We start from the raw sequence: 6918 nt of genomic DNA, 5'->3' as shown, positions 1-6918 counted from the left end.
GCGAGCTTCTCCTCCCGATAGAGCCGGAACAGCTTCTTGTGGTTCACGACCAGGCCCTCCCGCCTCAGCATCACGAGGAGACGCCGGTAGCCGAACCGGCGACGCTCCTGCGCGATCGCCTTCATCCGCTCGCGAATCTCGCGGTCGTCCGGCCTGCTGGTCTCGTAGCGAACCGTCATGCGGCAACAGCCGATGGCTTTACACGCCCGCCGTTCGCTCATCCCGAAGCCTTCCTTCAGGTAAGCGACAGCTTTCCGCTTGGCCGCGGGCGTCACCATTTCTTTCCCACGAGATCCTTCAATGCGGCATTGTCGAGCATGGCGTCGGCCAGAAGCCGCTTCAGCCGCGTGTTCTCGTCCTCCAGCGCCTTCAGTCGCCGAGCCTCGGAGACATCCATCCCGCCAAAGCGGGCCTTCCAGTTGTAGATCGAAGCATCGCTGACGCCGTGCTTCCGACACAGGTCGGCGACCGAGACCCCGGCCTCATGCTCCTTCAAAATTCCGATGATCTGCTCTTCAGAGAAGCGGCTGCGCTTCATGTCCTGGTCCTCTCGATGGGCCAGAACGAACTTCAAACCGGATTAGATCAGAGGGGCAAGGTCAGACACCCTCGCCCAAAAGACGAACCGGCTGGCCGGACCGCTCCATCAACCCTCTGTCTCTTGCGCTTTGCCGGCCAGGGTATCGCGACGAATGCGGGTGGTGTTCTCCAGTTGCGCCACAAGCAAAACGCTAATGCCGAGAAGCGCTGAAACGATCGATCCTACAAGAATGCCGACCTTAACCGCGTCCTGAAGGGCCGCGTCATTGGCGAAGGCGAGCAGGCCGATGAACAGGCTCATGGTGAAGCCGATGCCGCACAGAAGCGAAATGCCGATCATATGCAGCCAGCCGGCATTGGCCGGCAGGTCGGCGAGGCCGAGCCGGATGGCGAGAACCGAGGCGCCGAAGACGCCGACCAGCTTGCCGACGACGAGGCCGGCGGCGACGCCCAGCGTCAGAGGCTCGACCAGCGCGGCAACGCTCAGGCCGCCGAGCGAGACGCCGGCATTGGCGAAGCCGAAGATCGGGATGACGATGAAAGGCACGAGCTTGTGCAGCCCATGTTCCAGCCGGTGCAGCGGCGAGTGTTCGACGTCGTGACCGATGCCGGGCGAACGCTCGAGCGGAATGGTGAGCGCCAGCGCCACGCCGGCAAGCGTCGCATGCACGCCCGATTTCAGCACCAGCACCCAAAGCAGCGCGCCCAGCACGAGATAGGGCAAGAGGTTCATCACCCGCATGCGGTTGAGCACGATCAATACGGCGATGACCGCGAAGGCGGCGCCGAGATAGGCGAGCGACAGGCCGCTGGTGTAGAACAGCGCGATGATGATGACGGCGCCGAGATCGTCGATGATGGCCAAAGCGGTGAGAAACACTTTCAGCGAGGCCGGTACGCGGCTGCCGAGCAGCGACAGCACGCCGAGCGCGAAGGCAATGTCGGTGGCGGTGGGGATCGCCCAGCCGGAAAGGGCCGCCTGGTTGTCGCGGTTGACCAACACATAGACCAGCGCCGGAAACACCATGCCGCCGGCTGCGGCGATGCCCGGCAGCACGCGGCGCGGCCAGGTTGAGAGCTGACCGTCCAGCATCTCGCGCTTGATCTCCAGCCCGACCAGGAGGAAGAACACCGCCATAAGCCCGTCATTGACCCAGTGCGAGACGCTGAGCGGACCGAGATAGGCGTGGAGGGCGGCGAAATAGGTTTCGGCGAGCGGCGAGTTTGCGACGATGAGCGCAAGTGCGGCGGCCGCCATCAGGATGATGCCGCCGGCCGCCTCGCCGTCGAGGAATTCGCGAAGCATCGATTTGAGCTTGGGCATCGCTGCGCTCCGATGGAAACGGGTTGTCACGTTCTCCGTAGTCGAGCAGAGCCCGGGCGCACGCAGCACACGCCTTTGGATAGAGATAGGCAATGACACCCTGAAAGCAAGTTTGCTGCGGCTTTCCTCGCTGCAAGTATTAGTGCTTTCGCGGAGGGCAACTCACATGCACGTTGGACAGGCCGGCCGCTAATCAGAGCGGCGCGCCAAAGAAGGAGTGAGCCGAGGGGTGGCTAGCCTCGCCCAGCTTGCCCAGCTCGCTGTTGATCAGGCGGACCCGTCTTCGATCAGTCCCATTCGTTTGACGAGCCAAGGCATGGTGAGGCCTTGAACGAAGATCGAAAACGCTACTACGGCGAATGCCGTAACGATGATCGCACCGCGCTCCGCCACGCTATGGGGAAGGGCGAGCGCTAGCGCCAGAGCGAGCGAGCCTCTTAGACCTCCCCAGACCAGAATGTGCTGATATCTGAAATCGACCTTCAGAGCTGTCCGGTTGAGCAGGGCGCAAAGTGGATAGATCGCCAGTACGCGGCCGAGCAACACTAGCACGACCGCGACAGCAGATGGAGCGGCAAACAATCCAAGTGGTTGGTGCGCTTCATGCCCGCCGATCAAAATGAACACGATGGAGTTGGCAAGGAAGGCTGCGTACCCCCAAAACGCAAGCACATGGCTACGGGCATTTTCCGATATAGCGCCTTTCCAACCGACATTGCCCACCAGCAGACCGGCGGTGAGCGTTGCGAGAACGCCCGACATGCCGAACTTTTCCGCGATCAGGAATGATCCGTAGGCGGCAATCGTTGTCAGCGTAATTTCCACCAGATGGTCCTCAGTCCTTCCTGCAATGAGAAGGAGCACGGCCGCCACGCCCGCTCCGACGGCGAGGCCGCCCGCAACCGTCCAGGCAAATGAAAAGGCTATTGCCAAGGGCGTGGCGCTGGCTCCGGCAGCGACCGCGATCAGAATGGCGAAGCCGACAGCGGCCGCTCCATCGTTGAGCAGACTTTCTGACTCGACCAGAAGTCCCAGACGAGGCTGCACCTTCATCTCTTTGAATGCAGCCAGGACGGACACGGGATCGGTGGCAGCGATCAGCACGCCGAACAGGCTGGCGCCGATCCAACTCCACCCGAGCAGCTGATGCATGCCGATGGCTACCGCTGCAGCAGCGATCGCGACGCCCGGAAAGACGAGCAGTGCGGTCACCGGCAGGTTCAGCCGGAAGTGGCGCCACTCTATCTCAAGGGCGGCCTGGAAGATCAGTGGTGGCAGGAAAACCGTGAAGATTAGATCCCGGCTGAGTGGTAGCTCGGCTGCACCCGGCACAAAACTAAGAGCGATCCCGGCTGCAACCAGTCCGACACTATAGGGCAGTCTGAGCCTCCTCGAGATCATGGCGACCAGGGAGGCCGTCAGCAGAATCATTCCCAACGTGGGGATTGAGAGCTCGTCCATTGCGACTCCGATCATCAATGCGGCCTCAGGCTAGTTTGCAGGGCTAGTTGTTAGCTAAGCCTTAGAAAATGTTAATGTCAGTCGCTGCGAAGGCGGCGCATAATGTGCATCTGCCCCGGCTCGTAACGGGGTAAGCGGCCCGGCCTGTCCCGCTCAAGTCGTCCCCCCGACTCCCCCGCAAGCAGGCCGGGTCGCCCGCCTGCACCTGAACGCAAACTCCGATCGATATGTTCTCGCAGACGCTTTCGGTCAGTAGACCTCGGCCCGTTCCTCGGAAAGGCCGGGTAATGCCCAATCACGGAGGGCCATCGAGACCGCTCGCCGGCACGCCCGGCGGGCAGTGATCCTGAGGCTTCCGAGTGCCTGTCAGGCCAGCCTTTACGAAATCGCACGAATTATGAGGGACACTTCCCGCATACGCGAGGTCGACCATGCCTCATTTCTTCTTTGATGTGTCCCACACGGGTGATGTCTACCACGATGCACGCGGTGCCTTACTTCCCGGCGTTGAGTCGGCTATCGAAGTTCGGCAGCTAGGCGGCGCTGTGCAGCGATGCGCCGGGATGGCATGTCGGCAGGGAGCTGGCTGACAACTGCGCCGCCCGGCAAAGAGCCCGTCCTCCTTCACACTGGCGGGCTCTTTCCGGTTTGTGCGGAACTTACGGGAGGCCCCGCCAATGAACAGCTATACCGTTCAAACGATGTTGGGAGCGGATGCAGTCTCTGTTAGCTACGCCAAGACGATCTCGGCGAAACAGCGGCAGAATGGGTCACTGGCCGCAACGTACAGGATCGGGAGGCGGAAACGGAATGGGTCCGGGTCACCGATAACCGCAATCGGGTGGTCTACAAACTTGGCTTCAAAATAGGATGTCGCCGCCCGACAATACCCCGAAAGGCTTTCACCGCTAGAGAACGTAGGACCGTTTTTATGGCGGGTGTTTTGTCTGCCGGCGTCGCCACGTTCTATTATCTGTCTGGCGACTGGTATTCGGACCTTCAGAGCGTGGCAGCGACGGCCCTTTAACGGTGAAGATAATTCCCGCGTCCTCCAAAGCCCGCCGCATTGCTGCGACGTTATCGGGTTTCGGTCTGCTAAAGCCGTTCTCAAATTCGCAGATCGTCGATTCGCTAAGGTTGGCCTTGGCAGCCAGTCGCACTCGCGACCAGTTCAAGAGAGATCGTGCGGCGCTTGATTGTTCCGCTGAGAGTTGGTCTCGGCTGTCCATGGTGTGAAACATTCAATGTCTCTAAAATGTTCCGCCGCCGACGGCGTCTTCGATGGGGCCTTATCGCCCCCGGTCATTGCGCTTCTGGGTCGAGAGGGCGTCGCCACCGTCTCTCTCCGGTTGCCGGCTTTCTTTGGCGCCCTTAGCTGCTCGAAGCCTGGAAAGCGCGCGCCACAGGTCTGCTTCGTCGGTGGTCCCCTCGTCGAAAGCTTGGAAGACTTCCGCCGCCAGTTGGTTTCGCTGTTCTCTGTCTCTTAGAGCTAGCCGGCGTTCAGCGCACAGCCGATCAAATACCCGCTGGAGCAAATCAAGATCAGCGGGTTCGTAGATGCGTGCGTAGCGCGACAGCGGCTTCCTACCGCCCTCCACACAGGAGCGGCCCGGCAGGCTGACGGGGTAGGCCAGCAAACGCCGGGCCTAACCGGCGCGGGGTTCGGGGGCAAGACCGGCGCCGGCTGCGATAAATATAAGCCCTGCCAATAGGTGCGTTACGCATCCATAAGGCGGGAGTAGCCTCAGGCTTTAGAGTTGTTTTCCCGATCGCATCGTCGCCCGTGCAATCGCCAGATCGGCCTCGGCCTTTAGTATCGCGCGCCGCCGCGGCATGAACTATTCTTCTGGCGAGGCCGCCTTACGCAAGGTCACCTTTTGCCCGCGATGTCGCGAGACGGGGCGCGACGACAGAACATCAGCTTCACCCATCACACTTTGACCGACTCGGTGTCGAAGTGGCCGTCGCCAGCGGAACGACTATGCGAAGGCGAAGGGCGAAATAGCATCGATTTCGCCATCATCACCCGGGAAGAACCGATCGGTCCCGTGAACCCTCTTTCCACAGCTTGATAAGTTCATCGGCGATTGAGGACTGTGGTGGCGAAGACCTCCTCGGGTCCACGCTGTTGGCCCCTTGGGCCGCCTCAAGCTTCGAGACCAATTTGGCGATTTCATCGTTTTTGAACGTCAGGTGGTCGTCGGTATGCGCGAACCTGTTCCTGATTGCGCGAATCTTATGGATCTCGGCGGCCAAGGCAGGTGGAATGAAGCCGAAGGCCCGGGCTATTTTGATCTTGTGGGAGAGGTCGATAGAGGGCCGTTCTCGGTCAGAACCCTCCCAAAACCGCGCGATCGCCCCGCTCGCGAAGCCGCCTTTCAGCCTCCATCGGACTCGAGGTGGTCGGCCGACCCAGACCTTTCTTCTCGTCATGTCCCATTACGCGAGCGTAGCCGTCAATTGTGGGTTGGCAAACGTGGCAACTACATCGATTCGGCCCGCGGCGGGGCCAAGGACGCGCGGGAAAGCCCGGCATGCAGAAAACGCTTGCACGCGGCTCTATTCGATTCGTATCAAAATTGGCACTTGGCTGATGGACGATTGGTCCGGAATGCGCCCGATTCTCGGACATTCGCGGTGGCAATGCAGTCTTCCTAAAGCAGACGTCGCGGCTCAGCTGCTAACGGCGGCTTGGCGCGCCACTAGCAAATGCTCAACCGGTGCATCGTCGACCATTCGGCCAATGAAGTCCTCGGCGACGCCAGTCGCGTATGAACGCCGGCGCCGCGCATAAGCAGCACAGCCCTCAGAGCAGGTGCTCCGTCCAGCTCTGCGGAGAGACGAAGAGTTGCCGATCACCTCAGTTTCGATCAGCTCTCCGTCGCCTCGCGCCCTGAAACGTCGGCGACAAAGATCCGGAAAAAAACATGCGGCAGGTCGTTACCGGCACCCGGCTTCAGCGCGCCGGGCTCCCACCAGTCGGCATGCTTGCTGAGCAGGGCCCAAGCGTGATCCCGCTGCAGCTTGTGTCCGATCCGGTCGGGAAGTTCCTCATAGCGTCCGTCGACGACCACGCTCTTCCAAGATCTGCCTGGACCGCGCTCATCGACTTGGACCGAAACCAGCGGATTGACGCGCATCCAATTGATCTTCTTGCCCAGCATTGAGAACGCGTAGAGGTGATTGTCTGAGTGGGCGTAATAGAGCGGCACGACGTACGGATGTCCGTCTTTTGCACAGGCCAAGCGAGCAATGCGGTTGCCCGTCAACAGCTTGGTGCATTCCAGAGAGGAAAGCGTACGGATGAGCATTGGCGCGGCTCCTGTTCTTTGCGGTCGCTACGTGCATCAGACAGATCTCATTGCGTGTCGCCCTCATCCCCCTGCCTTTTGCACCAGGAGTGGAATAACCCGGTCGCTCTTGGCGACGGCCGGACGGCCGGAGGCGGCACAGGGGATGCCGAGCGCGTCCCAGGTCTCGACCAGCGCGTCCTGCAGTTCGGCGATCAGCGCGTCCGAATGGAAGGGTGTCGGCGTGATGCGCAGCCGTTCGGTGCCGCGCGGCACCGTCGGATAGTTGATCGGCTGGATGTA

General features: G+C 61.2%; 5 protein-coding genes and 2 pseudogenes. All 7 read right to left on the bottom strand.

Going from position 1 to position 6918, the window contains the following annotated elements; translation table 11 throughout:
• Positions 1-538, bottom strand: a pseudogene (locus tag P9254_RS28740) (transposase); the annotation flags it as partial.
• A 108-nt stretch (positions 539-646) separates the two neighbouring features.
• A complete protein-coding gene (gene nhaA / locus P9254_RS28735) occupies positions 647-1864 on the bottom strand; it encodes a Na+/H+ antiporter NhaA (RefSeq protein ID WP_278055423.1) in 1218 nt (405 codons plus the stop codon).
• Between the two features lie 267 nt (positions 1865-2131).
• Positions 2132-3325 (bottom strand): cation:proton antiporter, encoded by a 1194-nt coding sequence (locus tag P9254_RS28730; protein WP_278055421.1) that lies wholly within the window; start codon positions 3323-3325, stop codon positions 2132-2134.
• A gap of 929 nt (positions 3326-4254) precedes the next feature.
• Positions 4255-4554, bottom strand: a complete 300-nt coding sequence (locus P9254_RS28725; RefSeq protein ID WP_278055717.1) for a helix-turn-helix domain-containing protein — start codon at positions 4552-4554, stop codon at positions 4255-4257.
• 793 nt (positions 4555-5347) lie between these two features.
• The gene (locus P9254_RS29195) at positions 5348-5758 is read right to left on the bottom strand and encodes a DUF4145 domain-containing protein (RefSeq protein WP_278055419.1); all 411 of its coding nucleotides are present in this window, start codon (positions 5756-5758) and stop codon (positions 5348-5350) included.
• Positions 5759-6195: 437 nt separating this feature from the next.
• Positions 6196-6636: a pyridoxamine 5'-phosphate oxidase family protein gene (locus tag P9254_RS28720; protein WP_278055418.1), complete on the bottom strand. Its 441-nt coding sequence runs from the start codon at positions 6634-6636 to the stop codon at positions 6196-6198.
• 63 nt (positions 6637-6699) lie between these two features.
• Positions 6700-6918: pseudogene (locus P9254_RS28715) on the bottom strand (5-aminolevulinate synthase); the annotation flags it as partial.

Origin of the sequence: Mesorhizobium sp. WSM4983 (genome assembly GCF_029625765.1) — a bacterium.
Taxonomy (GTDB): Bacteria; Pseudomonadota; Alphaproteobacteria; order Rhizobiales; family Rhizobiaceae; genus Mesorhizobium.
The sequence above is the reverse complement of the archived record's forward strand: the minus strand, read 5'-3'. Positions and strand labels throughout refer to the sequence as shown.

Coding starts and splice junctions, on each gene's coding strand:
- nhaA (WP_278055423.1), bottom strand. CDS start 1,864: ATGCCCAAGCTCAAATCGATGCTTCGCGAATTCCTCGACGGCGAGGCG.
- P9254_RS28730 (WP_278055421.1), bottom strand. CDS start 3,325: ATGGACGAGCTCTCAATCCCCACGTTGGGAATGATTCTGCTGACGGCC.
- P9254_RS28725 (WP_278055717.1), bottom strand. CDS start 4,554: ATGGACAGCCGAGACCAACTCTCAGCGGAACAATCAAGCGCCGCACGA.
- P9254_RS29195 (WP_278055419.1), bottom strand. CDS start 5,758: ATGACGAGAAGAAAGGTCTGGGTCGGCCGACCACCTCGAGTCCGATGG.
- P9254_RS28720 (WP_278055418.1), bottom strand. CDS start 6,636: ATGCTCATCCGTACGCTTTCCTCTCTGGAATGCACCAAGCTGTTGACG.